Annotated in this window: 16 protein-coding genes; 9 read left to right on the top strand and 7 right to left on the bottom strand. The window is 68.2% G+C overall.

From position 1 onward, the window contains the following. Positions 1-834 precede the first annotated feature (834 nt). The 6 genes from CW348_RS00955 (at position 835) to CW348_RS00930 (ending at position 5,406) form a co-directional block, all read left to right on the top strand. On the top strand, positions 835-1,983 hold the full coding sequence (locus CW348_RS00955; RefSeq protein ID WP_016188698.1) for a hypothetical protein: 1,149 nt from the start codon (positions 835-837) through the stop codon (positions 1,981-1,983). A 162-nt stretch (positions 1,984-2,145) separates the two neighbouring features. Then, entirely contained in the window at positions 2,146-2,949 is an 804-nt protein-coding gene (locus CW348_RS00950) for an exodeoxyribonuclease III (RefSeq protein ID WP_011291972.1), read from the top strand. A 78-nt stretch (positions 2,950-3,027) separates the two neighbouring features. Continuing rightward, positions 3,028-3,774 (top strand): alpha/beta fold hydrolase, encoded by a 747-nt coding sequence (locus CW348_RS00945; RefSeq protein ID WP_016188696.1) that lies wholly within the window; start codon positions 3,028-3,030, stop codon positions 3,772-3,774. Between the two features lie 316 nt (positions 3,775-4,090). Continuing rightward, positions 4,091-4,591: a hypothetical protein gene (locus tag CW348_RS00940; RefSeq protein ID WP_016188695.1), complete on the top strand. Its 501-nt coding sequence runs from the start codon at positions 4,091-4,093 to the stop codon at positions 4,589-4,591. Further along, entirely contained in the window at positions 4,588-4,848 is a 261-nt protein-coding gene (locus CW348_RS00935; protein WP_146088119.1) for a hypothetical protein, read from the top strand. Before CW348_RS00940 ends, CW348_RS00935 begins: the two co-directional genes overlap by 4 nt. Positions 4,849-4,917: 69 nt before the next feature. Next, positions 4,918-5,406 carry an NUDIX hydrolase gene (locus tag CW348_RS00930; RefSeq protein ID WP_011291968.1) on the top strand — a complete coding sequence of 163 codons (489 nt, stop codon included), beginning with the start codon at positions 4,918-4,920 and terminating at the stop codon, positions 5,404-5,406. Between the two features lies 1 nt (position 5,407). On the opposite strand, the gene CW348_RS00925 is transcribed toward CW348_RS00930, so the two are convergent. Both CW348_RS00925 and CW348_RS00920 read right to left on the bottom strand, forming a co-directional pair. Next, complete coding sequence (locus CW348_RS00925) at positions 5,408-6,289, bottom strand: hypothetical protein (RefSeq protein WP_016188693.1); 882 nt, start codon at positions 6,287-6,289, stop codon at positions 5,408-5,410. A 393-nt stretch (positions 6,290-6,682) separates the two neighbouring features. After that, a complete protein-coding gene (locus tag CW348_RS00920) occupies positions 6,683-7,096 on the bottom strand; it encodes an ankyrin repeat domain-containing protein (protein ID WP_011291966.1) in 414 nt (137 codons plus the stop codon). Between the two features lie 159 nt (positions 7,097-7,255). Here CW348_RS00920 and CW348_RS00915 point away from each other — a divergent pair, with 159 nt between their 5' ends. Then, a complete protein-coding gene (locus CW348_RS00915; RefSeq protein ID WP_287462403.1) occupies positions 7,256-7,789 on the top strand; it encodes a hypothetical protein in 534 nt (177 codons plus the stop codon). Between the two features lie 84 nt (positions 7,790-7,873). On the opposite strand, the gene CW348_RS00910 is transcribed toward CW348_RS00915, so the two are convergent. Beyond that, positions 7,874-9,391, bottom strand: a complete 1,518-nt coding sequence (locus CW348_RS00910) for a hypothetical protein (protein WP_258076922.1) — start codon at positions 9,389-9,391, stop codon at positions 7,874-7,876. A 212-nt stretch (positions 9,392-9,603) separates the two neighbouring features. Then, the gene (locus tag CW348_RS00905; protein ID WP_016188691.1) at positions 9,604-10,044 is read right to left on the bottom strand and encodes a hypothetical protein; all 441 of its coding nucleotides are present in this window, start codon (positions 10,042-10,044) and stop codon (positions 9,604-9,606) included. 207 nt (positions 10,045-10,251) lie between these two features. Between CW348_RS00905 and CW348_RS00900 the strand changes: the two genes are divergently transcribed. After that, entirely contained in the window at positions 10,252-10,767 is a 516-nt protein-coding gene (locus tag CW348_RS00900) for a hypothetical protein (RefSeq protein ID WP_011291962.1), read from the top strand. A 201-nt stretch (positions 10,768-10,968) separates the two neighbouring features. After that, positions 10,969-16,422: a carboxyl transferase domain-containing protein gene (locus CW348_RS00895; protein WP_061783493.1), complete on the top strand. Its 5,454-nt coding sequence runs from the start codon at positions 10,969-10,971 to the stop codon at positions 16,420-16,422. Between the two features lie 172 nt (positions 16,423-16,594). Here the strand turns inward: CW348_RS00895 and CW348_RS00890 are convergent, their stop codons facing one another. The 3 genes from CW348_RS00890 to CW348_RS00880 all read right to left on the bottom strand — a co-directional run bounded on the left by CW348_RS00890 (position 16,595) and on the right by CW348_RS00880 (position 21,139). Then, positions 16,595-20,122 carry a TM0106 family RecB-like putative nuclease gene (locus CW348_RS00890; RefSeq protein WP_104613044.1) on the bottom strand — a complete coding sequence of 1,176 codons (3,528 nt, stop codon included), beginning with the start codon at positions 20,120-20,122 and terminating at the stop codon, positions 16,595-16,597. A 141-nt stretch (positions 20,123-20,263) separates the two neighbouring features. Beyond that, positions 20,264-20,725, bottom strand: a complete 462-nt coding sequence (locus CW348_RS00885; protein ID WP_011291959.1) for an Hsp20/alpha crystallin family protein — start codon at positions 20,723-20,725, stop codon at positions 20,264-20,266. Between the two features lie 156 nt (positions 20,726-20,881). Next, the gene (locus CW348_RS00880; RefSeq protein WP_038043695.1) at positions 20,882-21,139 is read right to left on the bottom strand and encodes a septal ring lytic transglycosylase RlpA family protein; all 258 of its coding nucleotides are present in this window, start codon (positions 21,137-21,139) and stop codon (positions 20,882-20,884) included. Between the last annotated feature and the right edge of the window lie 333 nt (positions 21,140-21,472).

Here is a 21,472-nt window from a genome sequence, read left to right as displayed (position 1 = left end):
CTGGGAGGAACCGCCGGCGCGACGTGGCACGCTGGCTCTTACCCGGCTCGAGGTGTCGGCGGGCGCAGGGCAAGGCGGGGAGCGCCGGGCGGGGGAACGCGGTGGTCGGGGATCACGGTGTATCGTGCGGGCTCCACCCGCGACACTCCCCCATCTCCCCTGATCGCCGATAATAAATATTATGTCAAGTAGACAGGGTGGAGGGCCTCCCCTGCCGCAAGACACCCTTCCCCAGCCATGCTGCGCGACCACGCCGGCCCGCACTTTCTCGCTTCACAGACAGCACAAGGCTCGCGGGAGGACTTTTCGGCGGCGCTGGAAGCAGACCCCCTACCGCTGGCACCCCATCACAGTGGAACAACCGTGATTCATGGGGGCGTTTCCGGCAGGTCCCTTGATGTTCCGTGACTCCCCAGCTACGGTTCCTTCGACGATCCCCCGCGTCTGGAACTGTTCGACACACTTTCCCCCTCCCCGCACGGAGGGCATGACTACCCCGTGGGCTACTCCCCTAGCGGCGTCCCACGCGCGCGGCGGCTTTCCCCTCCCCGCCGCGAACGGAGTTGGCCACAACCGGTCACACAACCGGTCACAAGTGGGTTAAAAGACTGGGATCCTCGGGGCAGTCGAGGGATCCTCATATGCGTGTCGAACAGTTCCAGCCGATCCACTTCTTTTCCCGGTCCCATGTCTCCACCTGAGACCGACTCTTCTGTCGAAACACGCACCCAGCATCGCGCTCCCACTCCCCAGGAGGGGTCCTCCCCGCCAGTCAAACCACCGGTCCCGCGTCTTCTCGGGGTCGACGTTGCCCGAGGTGTGGCGATCCTCGGCATGTTCGTCGTGCACGTGGGGGTGGGGTGGACGCTCGCTGATGGCACCAACCCCCTGCAGCCCCTTGCCGCGGGACGCTCCGCCGCACTGTTCGCACTCCTGGCGGGAGTGTCCATTGCGCTGCTGTCCGGGGGGCACGACCGCAAAGTCAACAAAGACCTCGGCGTGGCGCTGTGGCGTGTGGTGGTGCGTGCCGTGATCCTGCTGATTCTCGGCACGGCGCTGACCATGCTGGGCACCCCGGTGTCGGTGATCCTCGCCTACTACGCCGTGTTCTTCGTGTTCGCCTGCATGCTGCTGACCGAGCGGTGGACCGTCATCGCCGGTGCGGCCGCCACGCTGGGTTTCATCGGCCCCATCGTGTCGTTTTGGATCCGCTCCCGGATCGACCGAGGGGGCACCATGGCGAGGATCGTGGAGACCGTCAACGCCTACGACCCGCTCGTCGCGTTGGCGGACGACGGAGTGGTGAACTTCCTGCTCACCGGCTCCTATCCCGCGATCACTTGGCTGCCGTTCGTGTTCGCGGGATTGGCGATCGGCCGTCTTGACCTGCGGCAGCCGCGTGTGCGCTGGCGGCTGGTCGCGGTAGGCGCGGGAATGGCGGCCGCGGCCTACACCCTGTCGTGGCTGGCGATCCGCGGGCTGGGGCTTGACGAACGGTTGGCTGCCACCCTCGACCCGGACACGGGTATTCCCTTCGGCATCGACGGGTTCAACCAACTGTATGCCGAAGGCATGGGGGGCACCGTGCCCGCCACCGACTGGGCGTGGCTGCTGGTGACTGCTCCGCACAGTGGAACCTTCATGGACGTCTACGGTGCGGGTGGTGTGGCGATCGCACTGCTGGGCCTGTGCCTGATCGTCACTGATGCTCTGGGCCGGGCACGCTGGCTGGTCTACCCGCTGATCGCTGTGGGGTCGCTGTCGCTGACCACGTATGTGGGGCACATCCTGCTGATCTGGCTGGATGAGAACGACATGCTGGACGGCACCCCGCTGTCGTTCCTCTCGGAATGGTTGAGCCTGTCGGTTCTGCTGGGCTCGCTGATTTTCGCCACCCTGTGGCATCGGCTGGTGAAACGGCGCGGCCCGTTGGAGGGTCCGCTGCACGTGGTGTCCACCTGGGTAGCGAAACGCATCCCCTGAGGCGGGGAATACACAACGGTGGGCGGGCCGCGTGGGGGGCGGCTCGCCCACCGTTGTGTATTCCCCGCCTTCTCCCCGCCGTCGGTTTCACGCCCTCGCCTCTTTGAGGGGGAGGCTTTCGCGGGGAGAAGGCAGTAGTGGGTGCGGGCTAGGCTGCTGGCCATGTCTTCTCTGGTCATTGCGACGGTCAACGTCAACGGGCTGCGCGCGGCAGCGCGGAAAGGGTTCGTGGAGTGGCTGGCGGGCACCAAAGCGGACGTGGTGTGTCTGCAGGAGACCCGCGCGGAACTCGATCAGCTTCCCCCCGAGGTGGCTGAGCCGGACGGCTGGCATGTGGTGCTGGTGCCTGCCGCAACCAAGGGTCGTGCCGGAGTGGCCGTGTATTCGCGGATGAAACCGGATGCGGTGCGGATCGGATTCGGTTCTGCGGAGTTCGCGGATTCGGGGCGTTACGTGGAGGCGGACTTCGGGCCGGTGAGCGTGGCCAGCCTGTATCTGCCTTCCGGACAGGTGGGCACGCCGTTGCAGGAGGAGAAAGAGCGGTTCATGGCGGAATTCCTGCCCTATCTGGTGCGTCGGCGCACCGAAGTGGAGGCCCAGGGGCGGGAGCTTGCGGTGTGCGGCGACTGGAATATCGCGCACCAGGAGGCTGACTTGAAGAACTGGCGGGGCAACCGCAAGAACTCGGGTTTCCTTCCGGAAGAGCGGCAGTGGCTTTCCCGGGTGTATGAGGAGGCGGGATACGTCGACGTGGTGCGGGCGTTGCACCCTGATCAGGACGGCCCGTACACGTGGTGGTCGTATCGGGGGCGGGCGTTCGACAATGACGCGGGGTGGCGCATCGACTTGCAGGTCGCTACGCCGGGTTTGGCTGCGCGCGCCCAGGAGGCGTGGGTGGAGCGGGCGCCGTCCCATGACCAGCGGTGGTCGGATCACGCCCCTGTCACGGTGGTGTATGCCGGCTAGTCCCCGAGGAGGGGCGGCGGGGCGGGGAGAATGAGGGGTGAGGGCGGTGGCGGTGCCGGGGAAAAAAGGGGGTGGCTGATGCACGTGCCGATCGTGTTCGTGCACGGCCTGCGCACGTCGAAAACCATGTGGCGTCCGCAGCTGGAGATGCTCGGCGCGCAAGGGCGCACGGTGGTCGCGGTGGATTTGCCGGGCCACGGGGACCGGCGTGGGGAGACGTTCACCTTGCGCGGCGCGGTGGAGACGGTGCACGAGGCGGTGGATGCGGTGGGGCGTCCCGCCTTGGTGGTGGGGTTGAGCCTGGGCGGGTTTGTGTCCATTGCGGCGGCTGCGGCGTCCCCGGAGCGGGTCGCTGGACTGGTGGCAGCGGGGTGTTCGGCGCGTCCCGTGCACGGGTGGGCGAACATGTACCGGATTCCTGCCGTCTTGTTGGAGCGGCTTCCGGACCGGGGACAGTCGGTCAATGAGCGTTTCCACCGGTGGACGCTGCCTGCGGAGGCTGCTGAAGCAGTGTTGGACGGCGGGCTGGCGATGGAGGTGGGGCGTGCGGTGATCGACGAGATCACCGACTTGGACGTGTTGACGTTGTTGTCCTCTTACCCGGGGACGGTGTGGCTGATCAACGGGGCGCGGGACCATTTCCGTATCCACGAGAAGCTGTTTGTGGACGCGTGCGTGGACGGGCGGCTGCTGGTGGTGCCGCGTGCCGGCCACATGGTGAACTTGGAGCAGCCCACGCTGTTTACCCGGTTGGTGATGGATGCGGCGGATGCGGTGGCGTGCCGCACGGCCGCGCAGGGCAACGCCACGGAATCGGGGATGTGACGCAATCGTTGTGGACCTTGCCCTGGGGTGGTTGGACGCTGATTGGGACAACGGGGGTGTGCTGGGGCGGGAGGCGTGCCGTGTTCCCGTGGGGTTGCCGGTGTCGGGCCGGGGCAGCGGGGCGGTGGATGGCTCCGAGAGGTCTGGAGACGCTCTATGTTGCTTACTCGTGAACGAAATCCTGGAATGTGGCCCGCATCCTCAGGGGGTGCGTCCGTTCCCTGATGACGGGCGGCGGCATCTGGGGCGGCTGGAAGCGGTGTTGCATCGCCGCTGGCCTGCCGGGACTATCCCCTCTCCGCGCATTCTCGACCATATGGACGCGTTGTCGCGGCTTCCTCCCGCCATCGTTGACCGGGTGGTGGAAGAGGTCAACGGGATCTACATCGGGGAAGGGTCCGTTGCTGACCTGAATTGTTTCAACCATTTGCGTGGGGTGTCGACTGATCCCGACGACCCGCAGGCCCCCACGTTCGACCGGCTTGCCGGGATCTACCGTTTCGGTTTCCTGGTGTTGGGTAGTAGCCCGCACACGTCGGTGTCCCTGGTGTTCCACGAGATCGGGCACGCGTTGGATGTGGCCGACCGAATGATGTCGGAGACCCGCCAGTGGCGGGACCTGCACGACGCGTGCGTCCCCCACCTGGTGGAGGAGTACTGGCACCGGCGCCACGAATGGTGGGCGGAGTGCTTCGCGATCACGCTGGCCCGCAAGGAGCACGTGCTCGTGACCATGCTGGGCGGCCAGGTGGATCTGGCGTACGCGATCGTGGAATATTTCCACACCTACTACGGGGTTTATGGGGTGATGGCGTGAATCGCGTGAAAGCGGTCCGCTACCCGGATGGCAGCCTGCGGGTTCCGGTCAGCTACGTGGACCGTTCCGAACCGGCATTGGGCTGTGGGACAACGGTGCTGCGCCCAGGGGATGCTGCCTACGACGACTATGCGCGGCACGCTATCTCGGTGGACGAGTATGAGGCGCTGCACCGGGACGATCCTGCTTCCTCGGCGCGGTTGCGCGCTGACTTTCAGCGGCGGTATGCCCGCGACCACGGTGGTTCGTCTGACTGAGTGGTGGCCGAGTGGGGAACCCCGCCGGGACCGCTGCCGGGCGCGGCAGGCCGTGGCTAGGGTCAAGTCATGGCCGACAGCGAGTTGGAGTTTTTCGACAGCCTGCCGCGGACCCGGGGTGCGGCGAGTGCGTTGCTGCGCGACGAGGCGGGGCGGGTCCTGCTGGTCAAGCCCACCTACCGGCCCGGGTGGGGGCTGCCGGGCGGGGTGATTGAGATGGGGGAGTCTCCGCGGGAGGCGTGTTTGCGGGAATGCTCCGAAGAGCTCGGGTTCACCCCCCAGTTGAGTGGGCTGGTGTGTGTGGACTGGCTACCTGCCCAGGCGAGCCCGGACCGGCGGCCAGCGACCGTGTTCGTGTTCGGTGGTCTGCTGCGTCCCGGCCAGTTTGAGGCGGTGCGGCTGCCCCCCGACGAACTCAGCGACGCGCATTTAGTGGAGCCGGAGCGGATCGGCGACTATCTTCCCGAGCCGCAGGCGCGCCGGGTCGCGGCGTGTGTGGCGGGCACTGGCTCCACGGTCCGCTACTTGGAATACGGGCATCCGGTGCAGTGGGCGTGACCTAGTCCACGCCGGGGAGGCGCAGGGCGGCCTGTGCGGCCTGGTGGGCCGCGTTCTGCAGGTGGGCTTCTGCGGCACGGGCCCGTTCCGTCAGTTCGGCAAGCTCGCGGACCGCGACCTCGTCAGCGGCGGTCGCAGCCAACAGGTCCCGCAGTTCTTCCTGTTCCGCGATCAGGCGGCGCAGGGTCGCCACACGCTGCCACGCCTGCTCGGCTTCACTGACCCGGGTGGCGTAGTCCTCGAGGGCAGCCACCCGGTCGGCCACGGACTGGTGGATGGCCTGCAGGGCGCGTTTCCGGTCGTCCAGCAGCATGGCGATCGTGGTGTCGTCGCCGTGGCTGGGGGTGGGGCGGGACCGCAGCTCGGTGAGGCTGCGCAGGGCGCGAGCAGTCTCCCACAGTTGACGGGGCAGCACCGCGGTGTTGAGGGCGACGTCGAGGATGTCGTCGCGGACGACGTGCGCGCTGGTGATCGTGGCCACGGCGCGTTGGGCACGCGCGAGGAGTGCGGCTGCTTCTTCGTCAAGATCGTCGGCGGTCACATAGTGGTCGCGGTAGCGGTCGCGGAGCTGACGCGCAGCGCGCTGGGGGTCGCGTCGGGGGGCGAGGAGGGCGACGAGCAGGATGCCTGCTCCGATGAGGAGGACGGCGGCGGCCACGAACACGAACACGCGCGCCAGGAGACGCATGCCTACCAGCAGCACGAGCAGGGTGATGACGACGGTGGCCACCGGGTGGTCGGCGATGGGCTGGGGCAGCAGGGTTCGGCGGTGTTCCGCCGGTGGGGTGTCCTGGGGTGGGTGGAGCGCGGTTTCAAGCTGGGTGCGTGCCTTCTCAGGCAGGTCGGGGTCGATGACCGGGTGTGGGCGGGACACGTCGTTCACGTGGACTCTTTCCGTGATGGGGTCGGGTAACTCCTATTCTTCCCCCGGGTGATGGGCGGGCGCCGCAGCATGGTGGACCGCGGCGGAGCGGAAGGGGGCATGCGGGAGAGCGTCACGCTGCGGCACGGGCAGCAGGCCCCCTTTTTTTGCTGAAGACGCTGCGTCGGCTGCCGGAAGGGTGTGGTGGTGTGGCACGGTCCTTCCTCTCAGCGGCGTGGCTGGTTTCCCCTCACGTGCGCGCGTGGGTATGGCACGCCCGCCCCGTGGCCGCGTCCTTCGCGGGTGGTGGATGGCTGCGCGGGGCGCGCAGCGGCCGTCCACCACCCGGTCACAGCAGGGGGCTGCGGGGCGGGGTTGGTCAGCCGCTGCGGGCACTCGTCCGGTGCGGATGGGTTAGGCGTTGTCGAACAGTTCCAGGTAGTGCTCTTTGCCGAACATGCGGGCCGTGTCGATGGCGGAAGGCTGTCCGAGGGTGGGGTCGGCGCCGTGGGCGAGCAGGGTTTTCACCACGGCGTCTTCGTCTTTGAACACGGCCCCGGCGAGTGGGGATTGACCGCGGTCGTTGAGCCGGTTGACGTCGGCCCCGTGTCGGCACAGGCACTCCACCGTGTCGGCGTGACCGTAGTAGGCGGCCAGCATCACGAGGGTGTCGCCCTGGTCGTTGGTGAGGTTGGCGGGAACTCCAGCGCGAATGTAGGCGTCGAGGGACGCGGTGTCGCCGGCGCGCGCCAACGCGAAGATCGTCGTCGCGAGTTCCACGACCTGGGGGTCGATGCCCTCCGGGTCGGCAGCGTGCGGACTCTCCATAGGTCCAGCCTAGAACGCGGGAGGGCACCGGTGGGCGCAACCACAGCCGGGCCGGGCGGGTGCCGCAGCAGCCGGGGGAAAAACACGGCATCCACGATCGACCCATTAAAGGTGTTTTGTCGGTAAAGTGCTCGTGATTTTTGAGAGGAGACCTCCCCCGTGCGACATTTCTTTGGTTTTGTCTTCGGGTTGTTGTTGGGACCGGTGCTTCTCGTGGCGGGCGGATGGGTGACGCCGCGGGTAGGCGCGCTGGTGAACTCCACGCGAGGGTTTTTTGGTCCCAGTGAATTCCTCACTCTCGCCGCGCTGATGGTGTTGGCGCTGGTGGTTGCGCTGGTGTTGGTGCCCCCGAAACTGACTCCGCTGATTCCGGGAATGGCGGGAGTGGTATTAACGGGGGCGACAGTCGCCCACGTTTTGCAGCCGAAGTGGGCGGATCAGGTGTTTGCCCCGCTGACTGTGCCGGGCTTGGGCGTGGTCCAGCTTCCCGGGGAAGAAGGGGTGCGGGCCCTATTGGAGGCTGGATTGGTGCTGCCGTTAGCGGTCGCGTTCCTCATTCCGCTGTTTTTCCCGTCGCGGTGGCGGAGCTATCGGCCGCGTGGCGCGCACGCGGCCGAGGCAGACGTAGACGACGAGGGGTTCGCGGCCCTGTTGGACGATAGGGACGACGAGCCGATCTCCCGGCCGGTCTGACCCCAGCAAGTCTGCGGGCTCCCGTCCACCCTCAACGTGGTGGCCTAGGAGGGCGGGCGGGAGCCTGCGTGTGACCGCGAAGGGTTACCGCCAACTGGGCCCCCACCCGGAACTGTCGGACACCCCGGGTGGGAGGGGCGGCAGCAGGGTGGAGCCGGGCGCGTCGCGGTGGGACGTGTCGTCCTCGCTGTCTTCGTCCGGGTCACTAGTGGTGCGGGCCGCGTCGTAGGCGGCGAGCAGCTCGTCGGTGAGGACCGGGATGTGCTCGGTTTGGGGTAGCTGGTCGTGTGCGGCCTGCTCGTTGTCGGCGGGTGAATCCTGCAGGGGCGGGGTTTCGACGGCTGTGGGAGAGGATGCGGTGGGGTGGTCGGTGTCCTCTCCGCGGTCAGCGAGGGGGTCGACGCTGGCCGGGGCGTCAGCTGCCGGCTGGGGTTCAGCGGGGCGGGGGGCAGCAGGCTCGGTCTCCTGCCACCACGGCGATGGGGCGGGGGCAGCCTCTTCCCCAGGGGTGTCCGCTGCCGCTGGCAGTGCGGGGGTGTCGTCCTCGGGTTCCACGAGCGACCACCAGTGGGCGGCCTCCGCAGGGTCGAGTTCCTCCACCACCCACAGGTCTGCTTTCACCAGCGGGTAGATGCGTCCCGCGTTCCAGGAGCGCGGATAGGTTTGCTCTTCGAGGATGAGGACGCGTTCCCCGTTCAGCAGGGGAATGTCGGCGGGAACCCCTTCGTTCCACACCCAGCTGCCGTCAGAACCCACCAGGTTCCACCAGCCGTGGACGATTTTTGCTTGCGGATCAGGGTCGGAGTCGCGGAAGGCCGCCACCCACCGCGGATCCGGTCGCCGCCCAGGCAGTCCGCGGCCCTCCTCCCCGATCAGCGCATCCGCGAGCAGGGTGTGCAGTTGGAAGTTGTCGGCGATCCCTTCGAACCGCACCCGAAAACCGCGGCGGGTGCCCCGGTCCAACACGAGCGCTGACGACACCTCGTCCATGCGCAGCAAAGCCACAACCTCGCTGAACTCGGCAAGGTGGGCTGACAGTTGCGCAGCGATCGCCAACAAGTCACCGTGGAGCTCGGGGTCGCTGCGCACGGCGGCGCGCACCTGCGCGGAGCTCAGCATGGTTTTCGCGGACAGCCCGTAGCGGCGTGCCGTCCACCAGCACAGGGTCGCTACAGGGGCAGAGTCCCCCAGCACGGCGGCGACCCTGGTTTCGTCGGCTGCGGTGACCTGGTCGGGATCGGGTGGGTCGCCGTCCCCCACCTTGTCCCAGGCGTGCAGGAACATGCCTGCGGCTCGCCCGGTTTCACGTAGCAGACGCAGTACTTCGATCCCCGTGTTCCCCGGCGAGGTTCCCATTTCCACCAGGGCGCCCGCCACAACGGTCAGGTCGGCTTCGATTCCCGGACCAACGTGGTGTCCAGAAAAGATCGGCCCCAACGCCTCCAGGGCAATCTCCCGTTCGGAGACCGGAACGTGGGAGGCGAGCTCATAGACCCGACCCACCGCAGGGCCGAAACGCTGCGGGTCACCCAGGAGGGAAGCGTCGATCAGTTCCTGAAAGGCGGCACGAAAAGCATCGATCACCTGGGCATTTTTCCACATTTCGGGCACGGTACGGTCACAGCCCCCATCCGATCGCGGTGGTGTCAGCCACCGGTGTGCGGCAGGATGCGCAAGGTGCGCGTGCCACCGATCTGCCACGCACCGGTGTGCATCCCGTGGTCCTGATCCCCATCATGACTCACCCTCCCGTCAGGGCGGTGAGCCGTCCTGGTGACCGGATGATCGCATACGGCCCCCGGAAGCGCTATGCCTCACAAAGCCAGGCCGGTGCGCAGCGCCGCCCAGATCTCCCCGGGGGAAGCCAACAGCCCCAACAGCACGGCTGATCCCACGAACGCGCACCCGAACAGGGCCGCAGCCACCCGGCGGCGCAGCAGGGCCGCCCACACAGTGCCGACCAGCGGCACCCCAAGACCGCACCCCAGCAGCCAGACAAGAGCCCACGCTCCTTGCCGCCGCGCCTGATCGGTCACGTCGTCCAACAGGACCGTCACCGATGCCATCACCCCCATCAACGCGGTCAACGAGCCCAGCACCCACACCACGACCAGCAGACTCCACACCAGCATCGGCCAGCGCGGCGGCTCGTCCACCCGCAGCGGGGTGCGGCTCACCTTGAGGGGAGGCGTGGCGTGGGTGCGCGACGCGGCAGGGCGGCGGGCCCGGGTTTTCTTGCGTTTCTTCGGTGCCATGCGGATCCTCCGGCCACAACAAACACGCGGGGCGTGGGTGTCTTGCGGTTGGCCACCCTAAACGGGATACGCGTGCGGGCACGAACACACCGCCCCAGGCCCAGGCACGAAACCTCCCCTGCTGTAGCGGCCGGGGCACGCAGTGCGATAGGAAATTGACCACCCCGGGACGGCCCCCGGGGATCCCCACAACGAAAGAGAGCACCCATGGTCGTGCAACAGTGTCTGCGGCCCGCCGTCGTACTGGCTGCCAGCAGTCTCGTCTTCACCGCCGGATGCGGCACGTCCTCCCCGGAACCTGCCCCACCGTCCGAGCCTTCCCCCAGCTCCACAGCATCAGTGAACCCCCTGGAAAACCCCGTACTGGAAGGGGACGCCGCAGAAGGGGCCCGCTCAGCCGCCGACACCTACCTGGAAGCCGTGCGCACCGGAGACGGCCAAGTCGGCTGCTTTGTGCTCACCGAAGACGCCCGCGCCGCCCTCATCGAATCCGCCACCGCGGAACTCGCCGCCTCCGACGACAGCCCCGTGGACTGCGCCACCGCGTTCCACACCATCCTCGCCAACCCCGCCACCACCGCCCACGTGGACACCGTGGAGCTCTCCGCGGACGGCACCACCGCGACCGTGCACGTGACCTCCACCGGCACCCCGGACACCACCACGCTCACCCTCGTCAACACGGGTGGGGCGTGGCTCGTCGACGACCCCTCCCCACTGTGATCTTCATCGACCACCCGCACCCCGCCGCAGGCTCCCCCCGGGCCGCGGCGGGGTTTTTGGTTGTTTCCCACAAACTGCGGGGGCGCAGCCTCAGCTAGGCGCACCATGGCATTGCCGTCCGGTATACGGGAGGGTGGAACACTGCCGGGGCCGTGGTGCCGCGGCAGGTACACCGTTGATCGACCAGAAGGGCCCGGTGGGGTGTTCAACCGTATCGCCATCGTCAACCGTGGTGAAGCCGCTATGCGGCTTATCCATGCCGTACGGGACATCGCCGCAGAGACCGGGACGCGGATCGAAACGGTCGCCCTGTACACCGATGTTGACCGCACCGCCGCCTTCGTCCGTGAAGCCGACATCGCCTACGACCTCGGTCCCGCGTCCGCACGTCCCTACCTCAACTTGGAAGTGCTGCAGCGTGCGCTCGTCGACACCGGCGCTGATGCCGCCTGGGTCGGCTGGGGGTTTGTCGCGGAAGACCCCGCTTTCGCGGAACTGTGCGAACAGCTCGGAGTCACCTTTATCGGCCCCAGCCCGCACGCGATGCGGCAGCTCGGCGACAAGATCGGCGCGAAACTCCTCGCCGAACAAGTCGGAGTGCCCGTGGCCCCGTGGAGCCGCGGCCCCGTCACCACCCTCGATGAGGCCATCGCTGCGGCCCGCACCATCGGCTATCCGCTGATGCTGAAAGCCGCCGCCGGCGGGGGCGGGCGCGGCATCCGCATCATCACCACCGAAGCCGAGCTTGTCGACACCTATGAGCGGGCCCGCCAGGAAGCAGCCCGCGCCTTCGGCAGCGACACCGTGTTCTTGGAAAGCCTGGTCACCGGCGCCCGCCACGTGGAAGTGCAGGTGATCGCCGACGGCCAAGGCACCGCCTGGGCACTGGGGGTGCGCGACTGCTCTGTGCAGCGCCGCAACCAGAAAATCATCGAAGAATCCGCGTCCCCCGTGCTCAGCCCTGTGCAGGCCGCCGACCTGAAAGCCGCCGCGGAACGCCTCGCTCTTGCTGTCGGCTACCGGGGTGCCGCCACCGTCGAATTCCTCTACCGGCCCGACGACAAACTCTTCGCGTTCCTGGAAGTCAACACCCGCCTGCAGGTCGAACACCCCATCACCGAAGCCACCACCGGATTCGACCTGGTCAAAGCCCAACTGTGGGTGGCCAGCGGCGGCAAACTCGAAGGGGAGCCCCCCATCGAGCAGGGGCATGCCATCGAAGCACGGCTGAACGCGGAAGACCCCGACCGGGACTTCGCGCCCTCCCCCGGCCGGATCGTGCACCTGGAACTCCCCACCGGGCCAGGCATCCGTGTGGACACCGGGTTCACGGAAGGGGACGTCATCCCCTCCGACTTCGACTCGATGATCGCGAAGATCATCGCGCACGGCCGTGACCGCGAGGAAGCGTTGAGCCGCCTGCGCCGCGCCCTCGCCCACACCACCGTCCTCATCGAAGGCGGCACCACCAACAAAAGCTTCGTCCTCGACCTGCTCAACCAGCCGGAGGTGGTCAACGCCACCGCAGACACCGGCTGGATCGACCGGGTCCGCAGCGAAGGCCGCCTGGTCAGCCACACGCATTCCGCGATCGCCCTGATCGCCGCCGCGATCGAAGCCTACGAAGAAGAGGAACGCGTCGAACAGCAGCGGCTGTTGACCACCGCGTTCGGCGGCCGCCCCCAAGTCCAGCACGACAGCGGCCAACCACTCGACCTCAAACTCCGCGGCACCACCTACCGGCTGCGAGTGGCCCGCGTCGGCGCCCACCGGTTCCGCGCCGCCATTGACACCGGTGGCGTGGTGCGCACCGCTGATGTGGAACTGGACCGGTTCGGCCCGCACAGTGGACGTATCACCGTCAACGGCACCCGCTACCGGCTCCTGACCGGCACCCACGGGCCCACGTTCCTCGTCGAAGTCAACGGGGTCACCCACCGGGTCAGCCGGGACGAAGGCGGCGTGCTGCGCTCCCCCACACCCGCCCTGGTGGTCGCCACCCCGGTCGCCGTGGACGCGGAGGTGGAGGCCGGCGACCCCGTGCTGGTCGTGGAAAGCATGAAAATGGAAACGGTGCTGCGCGCACCGTTCAAAGCCCGCGTCAAAGAATGCCTGGTCACCGTGGGCACCCAGGTGGAGTCCGGCGCACCCTTGATGCGGCTGGAACCGCTCAGCGACACCACCACAGCCGACCAGGATGCCGCCCCGCCCGTGAACGTGGACCTGCCGGAAGCCCTCGAACCGGTCCCCGCGCACGTGCGAGCCCAACGCAGCATCACCGACCTGCGTAACCGGCTTTTGGGTTTCGACCCGGACCTGTGCGACGACCAGCACACCCTCAACAACTATCTGACGGCCCGCGCTGAGGCGCTCGCTGAAGGCCATTCGCTGCTCGCCGACGAACTGCGTCTCCTCACCGTGTTCGCGGACCTGGCGGAACTCAGCCGCAACCGGCCTGCCAGCGACGACAGCCACAGCCACGTGCCCAGCGCCCGCGAACACTTCCACACCTACCTGCAAAGCCTGGACGTGGAACGCGCCGGCCTGCCCGACACGTTCCAAACCAAACTCGCGACCGCTCTCGCCCACTACGGAGTCACGGATCTGGAACGCTCTCCCGAGCTGGAAGCCGCCGTGTTCCGGATCTTCCTCGCCCAGCAGCGCGCCTCCCACGACGCGGCGATCATCACCGCGCTGCTGCGCACCTGGCTGCAGGAACCACCCCCGCCCGCCGCGTTGCACGAACCCGTCGGCTTGGCGTTGGAACGGCTGGTGGCAGCCACCCAGGTTCGCTTCCCCGCCATCGCCGACCTGGCCCGCGGCGTCGTGTTCGCCTGGTTCGCCCAGCCGCTGCTGCGCCGCAACCGCGCCCGCGTCTACGCCAACGTCCGTCAACACCTGCGGTATTTGGACGCCCACCCCAACGCCCCAGACCGGGCCGAACGGATCGCGGACATGGTGCGCAGCACCGAACCGTTGGTGCGGCTGCTCGGCCAACGACTCGTCCGCGACGACCGCGACAACACGGTCATGCTGGAAGTGCTGGCTCGCCGCTACTACGGCAACCGGGCGCTGCGTGACGTCCACACCCACCGGACCCCCGGGTGCGCGTTCGTGGTGGCCCAGCGCACCGACTCGTGTGTGATCTCAGCCGCGGCCCGGTTTGACACGGTCGACGACGCGCTGCGGGAACTCGCCCGCCTCGCCGACGGGCACGCCACCGTCGACGTCGACATCTACCTGGCCTGGCAGGAACAGCCGGACACGTTCGACGCGATGGCGGAGGAACTCAGCGCCCGCATCAACGCGCACGTGCTGCCCCCGCAGGTGCGGCGGGTGACCACCACCGTGGCGGGCCGGGACGGCGCGGTCATGCACCACCACTTCACATTCCGCCCCACCGACTCCGGGTTCGCTGAGGAGCGGCTGATCCGCGGCCTGCACCCGCAGATCGCGCACCGGCTGCAACTGGAACGGTTGAGCAAATTCCACCTGACCCGGCTGCCGTCCGCAGACGAAGAGGTGTACCTGTTTGAGTGCGTGGCCCGCGACAACCCCGCCGATCGGCGGCTGGTCGCGTTCGCGCAAATCCGGGACCTGACCGCGCTGCGTGACCACGACGGACGCCTGGTCGCGCTCCCCACCGCCGAGGACGTGGTGGCGACCTGCCTGGATTCGATCCGCCGCGCCCGCTCCCGCCAGGCCGCACCCCAACGGTTCCCCACCAACCGGATCACCCTGTATGTGTGGCCGCCCAGCGACCTGACCCGCGCTGAACTGGAAACGCTCGTGGAACGGGTCCTGCCCACCACAGCGGGCGCCGGACTGGAAGAAATCCTGTTCCTGGCCCGGCAACGCCACCCGCACACTGGAGCGCTCACCCCGATCGCGGTCCGCATCACCTTTGACGCGGCGGGCGGCACCACGCTGACCGTGGGTGAACCCCCCACCGAGCCGATCGAACCGATCGACGACTACCGGCAGAAAGTGCTGCGTGCCAGCAGCCGCAACACCGTCTACCCTTACGAGCTGACCGACCTGCTCGGCGAATTCCAGGAATACGACCTGGACGACACCCACACCCTGGTGCCCGTGGACCGGCCGAAAGGCCGCAACACGGCGGGCATGGTGGTCGGCGTGGTCACCACCCCCACCGCGCTGCACCCGCAAGGGGTGACCCGCGTCGTGCTGCTGGGGGATCCCACCAAGTCGCTGGGCGCGTTGGCGGAACCCGAATGCCGCCGCGTGATCGCTGCCCTCGACCTGGCGGAACGCATGCAGGTGCCCGTGGAGTGGTATGCCCTGTCCTCGGGGGCGCGCATCTCCATGGAATCCGGCACCGAAAACATGGACTGGGTGGCTGCGGCCCTCAAACGGATCGTGGAATTCACCCAAGCCGGCGGGGAAATCAACATCGTGGTTGCGGGCATCAACGTCGGCGCCCAACCGTATTGGAACGCCGAAGCGACGATGCTCATGCACACCAAAGGCATCCTGGTGATGACCCCGGACTCGGCGATGGTCCTCACCGGCAAACAGTCGCTGGACTTCTCCGGCGGCGTGTCCGCGGAAGACAACTTCGGGATCGGCGGATACGACCGGGTGATGGGCCCCAACGGGCAAGCCCAATACTGGGCGCCGAACCTGCTGGCGGCCCGCGACATCCTCATGGAACACTACGCCCACACCTACATCGCGCCCGGGGAGACAACACCGCGCCGCGCCCCCACCAGCGACCCCGTGGACCGGGACATCCGCACCTTCCCGCACCAGGTGGACGGCAGCGACTTCGCCACGGTGGGCGACATCTTCTCCGCGGAAACCAACCCGGACCGTAAGAAACCGTTCGACATTCGCACGGTCATGCGCGCGGTCTGCGACCAAGACCACCCGGTGCTGGAACGCTGGGCGGGCATGGCGGACGCGGAAACCGCTGTGGTCTACGACGCGCGTCTCGGCGGCATCCCGGTCTGCTTGATCGGGATTGAATCCCGTTCGATTCCGCGGCGCGGCTTCCCCCCCACCGACGGTCCCGACACCTACACTGCGGGCACCCTGTTTCCGCAGTCGTCGAAGAAGGTGGCCCGCGCCATCAACGCGGCCAGCGGCAACCGTCCTCTCGTGGTGTTGGCGAACCTGTCCGGGTTCGACGGCTCTCCTGAGTCGATGCGGAAACTCCAACTGGAGTATGGGGCGGAGATCGGCCGCGCCATCGTGAACTTCCGCGGCCCCATCGTGTTCTGCGTGATCTCCCGCTACCACGGTGGCGCGTTCGTGGTGTTCTCCAAGGCCCTCAACCCGAACATGACCGTGCTGGCCGTGGAAGGCTCGTTCGCGTCCGTGCTCGGCGGCGCCCCGGCGGCCGCGGTGGTGTTCTCCCGCGAAGTGGACGCCCGCACCGCAGCCGACCCGCGGGTCCGCGACTTGGAAGCCCAAGTGGCGGCAGCGTCCGGCACCCTGCGGGCCACGCTCACCGCCGAGTTGGAGGAGCTGCGCGCCACGGTCCGCACCGAAAAACTCGGGGAAGTGGCCGCAGAGTTCGACCGCATCCACGACATTCAACGCGCGGTGCGAGTCGGTTCGGTCGACGAGGTGATTCCCGCCGCCGAGTTGCGGCCCCGCATCATCGCAGCGATCGAAGCCCGACTCTCCTAGCCGCACACCCTCGTAGGGGGGTGGACACGGCACGTGTCCACCCCCCACCTTTCTCTGCCAGGGGCCTGGTCGCAGGCGGCAACAAACCCCTGCGTCAACGACGGTGCGATCATCCAGGACACGGGGCACCCCGCTGAACCGTCCCGGCAGATCCACGGTTCCCCGCCCAGCCCTACCCTGGGGCCGGGTCAGGCCAGTCGCGGGCCTGGGCCCACACGTGCGCAAACCCCGCCAAGGCCCGCAGCTCAGCCATCGTGCGAGCCGCAGACTCCACCAGCGACGGCGCACACACCACCACAGCCACCGCTTGGGCCCGCGACAACGCCACCGTCAACCGGTTGCGGGACAGCACAAACTCCATGCCCCGAGGTGCTTCCCGCGCACTCGACACCGTCATCGAACACACCACCACGGGCGCTTCCTGGCCCTGAAACCGGTCCACCGTGCCCACACGCACCGCTTCCAGCCCGGCTTCCGCCAACGCTGCCCGCAACGCACGCACCTGCACATTAAACGGGGCCACCACCATAATGTCGCTGCCCTGCAACGGCCGCGGCGGCCGCCCCGGCTCACACCACTCCCGCCCCACCAACTGCGCGACCACCTCAACCACAGCCCGCACCTCCTCAGGGCTGTGCGTGCTGCGCCCCTGGTGCGCCACCACCTTGCGGTACACGCCCGCCTCCACCCCGGCTAGGCCACGCAACGCCGCATCAGGGTGGGCACTGAGCCGCCCCTGGTAGGCCAAGTGGGACACCACCGTGCACACCCCCGGATGCATGCGACGGGTGTGCGCCAGAAAATAGCCGTAGGCGGGGTCGATAATGTCGGCGTCCCCCACCACGTGTTCCAACGCGGACCGGTCCGCGCCCGCCGCGTGTACCCCCTGCACCACGTGCGGCAACTGTTGAGGATCCCCCAACAGCACCAGCGAACGAGCCGCAGCCGACACCGCGACCGCATCCGCAAGCGCAAACTGCCCGGCCTCGTCGATGAGCAGCACATCCACCCCCAGGCCACGCATCTGCGGGTGCGTAAAGTTCCACGCGGTTCCCCCCACCAGGTATCCACCCTCCTGGCGGTGGCACCACTGCACCAAGTCCCGCACCTGCCTGGGCTGCTCCCACGGCACACGTCTATCAGGAGACACTCCTGATGGGCGTTTCGCACACGGCACCCCCACCCCGGCCTCCGCTGCGGCACGCACCGCCGCGCGCAGCACGTTCTCGATCGCCTGATGGCTGGTCGCACACACCCCCACCCGGAGGCCACGACCCACCAAGTGGGTGATCAGCCGCGCAGCAAGATAGGTTTTCCCCGCTCCCGGCGGGCCCTGCACCGCCAGATAGGAGTTGTCCAACGCGTCCACCGCGGCAAGAACCGCAGCAACCGTGTCCCCACCGAAGTCGCCCGGATCCGGCAGCGCACCCCCGCCGCGCAGCCGCGGCGGAACCCGGCGCAGCAGATCCACCCCCGCCATCTGAGGCGGACGGGGAAGAGCCGCGGCGACACGTTCCGCTACCTCCCACAACGCTTCGTCTTTCGGTGTAGACCGCACCGGGGCCCCCGGCAGCACCGCCAGCGGCTGCCGGTCATGCTCCGCACCCACGTCTGCTTTCTCCACCACCACCAGCCGGTCGGCCGCAGCCTCCACCACCGTTGCCGGCACCGCCTCCGCCCCCTGGCCGGCCACCCCCGGGTACAACAGTCGCACCTGGTCACCCACCCCAAAAGGATGCAGCCGGCGGGGATCCGCGCCCACCTCCACGTGCCGCGCCGCTTTACGCTGCCGCCCCTGCGGGGGCACCCACGCATGAGCGCGCACCCACAACGGCACCACACAGTCCGCATCCGCTTCCAACTCTTCGACCGGGGCGGACAGGCGGCGGAAAAAATCCCACCACAACGGGGCTTCTTCCCGCCGGTAATAGCCGAGCAGCGCACTCAGCACATCCCAGGCGTCCTGGTCCTCACCCCGCCCTTCCCCTGCCGCGGGCCCCGCCAACGCTTCAGTCAAAGACCGGATCCGCTCCTCCACTGCGGCCCGCCGGGCCGCAGCCTGCTCCTGCTGGCCGGGGTCCACCCCCACCGTTTCGGGGGGTGCAGGTCGAGCCACGATCCCATGGTCGACCCGGAGTTTTTCCAACCAGTCACGCAGCCGCGCCACCGACACGCACTCGCGGCGCACCTGGGCAGCAAGCGCCTCCTGCACAGCCTGCGCCTGCCGGGAATCCCCCGCCCGGCAGGCGCGACGGTAGGCGGCATACCCGTCGGGCTGCGACTCGCCCCCACCCCACCGTTGAGCATCGTCACCCAAGTAGAGGGGTTCAAGCGCCGACAACGCATAGGAGCGTTGGGACACCCGCACGCTTTTCTTCACCACATCAGACAAGTCCACACACCGGCGCTGCCGCAGCAGGTCATCCACTTCGGCTTCCCGCACCCCCAGCGAAGCAGCGAACGCGGCAAGCCGGCTCGCCCCCTGCGGGGTGTAACAGTACAGGTGAGCCTCCCCGTCAGCGCGCAACTGGCCGCTCACAAAATCCACGAACGCAGCGAACGCGACCCGCTCTTCGGCACGGTCGTGCGCCCACCACACACAGTGCCGCTCCTCACTGGGAAGGTACGCGCCCCACAGGAACGCCAACTCCCCGTCGTCGCCCACCGGGGTGGTGGCCACGGTGAACACCACGTCCCCAGCCGAGGGGGCAGGCAGCAGCACCAGCCCGTCCTCGGCATACACGGTGGCGAACACGCGCCCCGTCGGGTTGTCTGCGGTGCGGGTGGCGTCCTGGCGGACTTGCAGCGCCGCCTGTTCCCGCAACCGGGTATAGGTGCGGCGCGCCAACAGCGGCGGCCGCTGCTCCTCCCCAGCGCGGGCAAGCGCGTCAATCGTGGTGATTCCCGCGGCTTGAAGTTTCACGATCTGATCACCGCGGATGCCCGCCACCAAGCTCACATGCCGGTCCCGGGCCCGCCCTTGGGCACACCACGTCGCAAACCCGCACGTTTCACAGGCCGGGCACGGCTCCCCCCACACCGGGGAAGGCAGTTCGGGGGGTGCGGCGAGCCGCCGTATCAGCCGGTCCTGCGCCACCCCCACCAGGGGAACGTAGTCGCTGACCCGCAGCGCATGATGCCCATTCTCTGAGCGCACATGCAGAAACTCGGGAGCCTGCGGGAGGGTGTCAGCCAGCATGGTGGCGCACGCCGCAAGCTCCACAATGGTTCGCGGGGTGGCGTGCCCCACCGCCTGCCACGGCTCATACCCGGCAGGCACACCCTCCCGGCAGGCCCCGGTTTCCGGGTCCACCGTGGTCGCGATGAGGAAGTCGACCTGCCCGAACAACAGCACCCCCGGCTGGATCGGCGCGACCACCACACCGTGGTGGATGACCGGAACCCGGTCCCGGATCGCTTCCCGGGTCGCCTGAGCAGCGACGTGCACCTCGTCGAGGACAGGGCGCGGCGGTGCGACGGTGGCCACCGCATCACCGCCGAAGAGCGCGCGAAGCCGCCGTAGCTCCGCCTCCACCAGCTCTTCGCGGGCCTCCCCGGCGAGCGGGTCAACAATCTGAGGGGTGGGAGCGCCCTCCTGATGCGCGGCCCGCGCCTGGTGCAGCACGCTGCGGTGCGGGCACTCCACCACATCCACAAGGTCGGCAGGGGAAACCACCCACACTGGTCCGGCACGGAACACTGGCCCCTCCCCGCAAGCAAAGTCCTGCTCGCGGGCATTCTGCCACGCCCCGCCCGGTCGGCTCGGCCCCGCAGCCGAAGGCGAACAGGGCTGTCGCCGTCCCCACGACAGGAGGAACGCGACAGCCCTGGCGAGAACAGGTCAGCTTTCGATGGCGACGTGGCGGGGCCGCTCATGCGCACTCTTCGGAGCGGTCACCGTCAGCACACCGTTGTCGAGTTTGGCGCGCACCCCTTCAGCGTCGATCTCCCCGGGCAGCACCGTGCGGTATTCGAACTCCCCGTAGCGGCGCATCCGCCGGTGGGCGCGCACCCCTTCTTTTTCTTGCTCCTCCACCTTCCCGGAGATGATCAGCTCGTTCCCGCTGACCTGAATGTTGATGTCGTCCTTGGACATCCCCGGGACTTCAGCTTCCACAATGTAGGACTTGTCGTCTTCCAACAGGTCCGCAAACGGTGTCCACGTGGTGGGAGAGATGATCGGCTCACCGAACGCGGACTCCAACAGCCGCCCCATCCGGTCGTAGAGTTCCTCAAACTCGGGGAACGCGCCCCACTGGGTGGGAATCAGCCGTTCCCGACGGCGGGTCACGGGAAGCGCCATCGCGATCACCTTCCTGTTCGGTGCCGAAAGAATCCTTGAGCTGCGGGCAGCCCACTGCGGGCCCGCGGTGGACGCGTCTACCACGTACCGCACCCGTTACACGCCCCACATCCCGGCCTTTACCAGTGATCTTGGTGGTGATGGCGGTACAGGAATTCAGCCCACGACCCGCCACGACACGCGGACCACCCCCTGGTCGAGGGAAGCGATCGCGGAAAACGCTGCAGTGCTCAAATCCAGACACCGCCCCGCCACATAAGGGCCCCGGTCGTTGATCCGCACGGTCACGCTCCGCCCGGTAGCCGTGTTGGTGACTTCCACCATGGTGTGAAACGGCAAAGTGGGGTGTGCCGCGGTCAACTGTGTGGGATCGAAGATCTCCCCGGACGCGGTCGGCTGCGGATCCCCATACATTGAGGCCAAACACTGTCCAGATTGCCCCGCATCGGGGTGTTCGGGAAGGCGGGATGCCGCCACCTCCACCGTGCGACTCCGCACCCCTTCAGCCACCGCCCGCTGCTGCCTGGCGCGGGCCGCCTCCCCACCCGCCTCCACCCCGGCCGCGGGGGCATGCCGCGGCAGCGGGCTTACCCCCCCCCCATCCGCCCACCCCCCACCCCCCGCTCCCCGAACCCCCCCCACCCCCCCAACACCCACACCCGCCCCAACCCCCCCCCCCCCCCCCACCCCCCCCCCCACCCCCACACCCCCCAATCCACCCGGTCCGCCCTGCCCCCTGCGCTCCCC

The sequence above is a fragment of the Thermobifida sp. genome (assembly GCF_017577275.1).
Classification (GTDB): domain Bacteria; phylum Actinomycetota; class Actinomycetes; order Streptosporangiales; family Streptosporangiaceae; genus Thermobifida; species Thermobifida fusca.
This window is presented reverse-complemented; position numbering and strand designations above follow the sequence as displayed.

Coding starts and splice junctions, on each gene's coding strand:
- CW348_RS00945 (WP_016188696.1), top strand. CDS start 3,028: ATGCACGTGCCGATCGTGTTCGTGCACGGCCTGCGCACGTCGAAAACC.
- CW348_RS00910 (WP_258076922.1), bottom strand. CDS start 9,391: ATGTGGAAAAATGCCCAGGTGATCGATGCTTTTCGTGCCGCCTTTCAG.
- CW348_RS00940 (WP_016188695.1), top strand. CDS start 4,091: ATGGACGCGTTGTCGCGGCTTCCTCCCGCCATCGTTGACCGGGTGGTG.
- CW348_RS00900 (WP_011291962.1), top strand. CDS start 10,252: ATGGTCGTGCAACAGTGTCTGCGGCCCGCCGTCGTACTGGCTGCCAGC.
- CW348_RS00880 (WP_038043695.1), bottom strand. CDS start 21,139: ATGTATGGGGATCCGCAGCCGACCGCGTCCGGGGAGATCTTCGATCCC.
- CW348_RS00955 (WP_016188698.1), top strand. CDS start 835: ATGTTCGTCGTGCACGTGGGGGTGGGGTGGACGCTCGCTGATGGCACC.
- CW348_RS00930 (WP_011291968.1), top strand. CDS start 4,918: ATGGCCGACAGCGAGTTGGAGTTTTTCGACAGCCTGCCGCGGACCCGG.
- CW348_RS00905 (WP_016188691.1), bottom strand. CDS start 10,044: ATGGCACCGAAGAAACGCAAGAAAACCCGGGCCCGCCGCCCTGCCGCG.
- CW348_RS00885 (WP_011291959.1), bottom strand. CDS start 20,725: ATGGCGCTTCCCGTGACCCGCCGTCGGGAACGGCTGATTCCCACCCAG.
- CW348_RS00950 (WP_011291972.1), top strand. CDS start 2,146: ATGTCTTCTCTGGTCATTGCGACGGTCAACGTCAACGGGCTGCGCGCG.
- CW348_RS00920 (WP_011291966.1), bottom strand. CDS start 7,096: ATGGAGAGTCCGCACGCTGCCGACCCGGAGGGCATCGACCCCCAGGTC.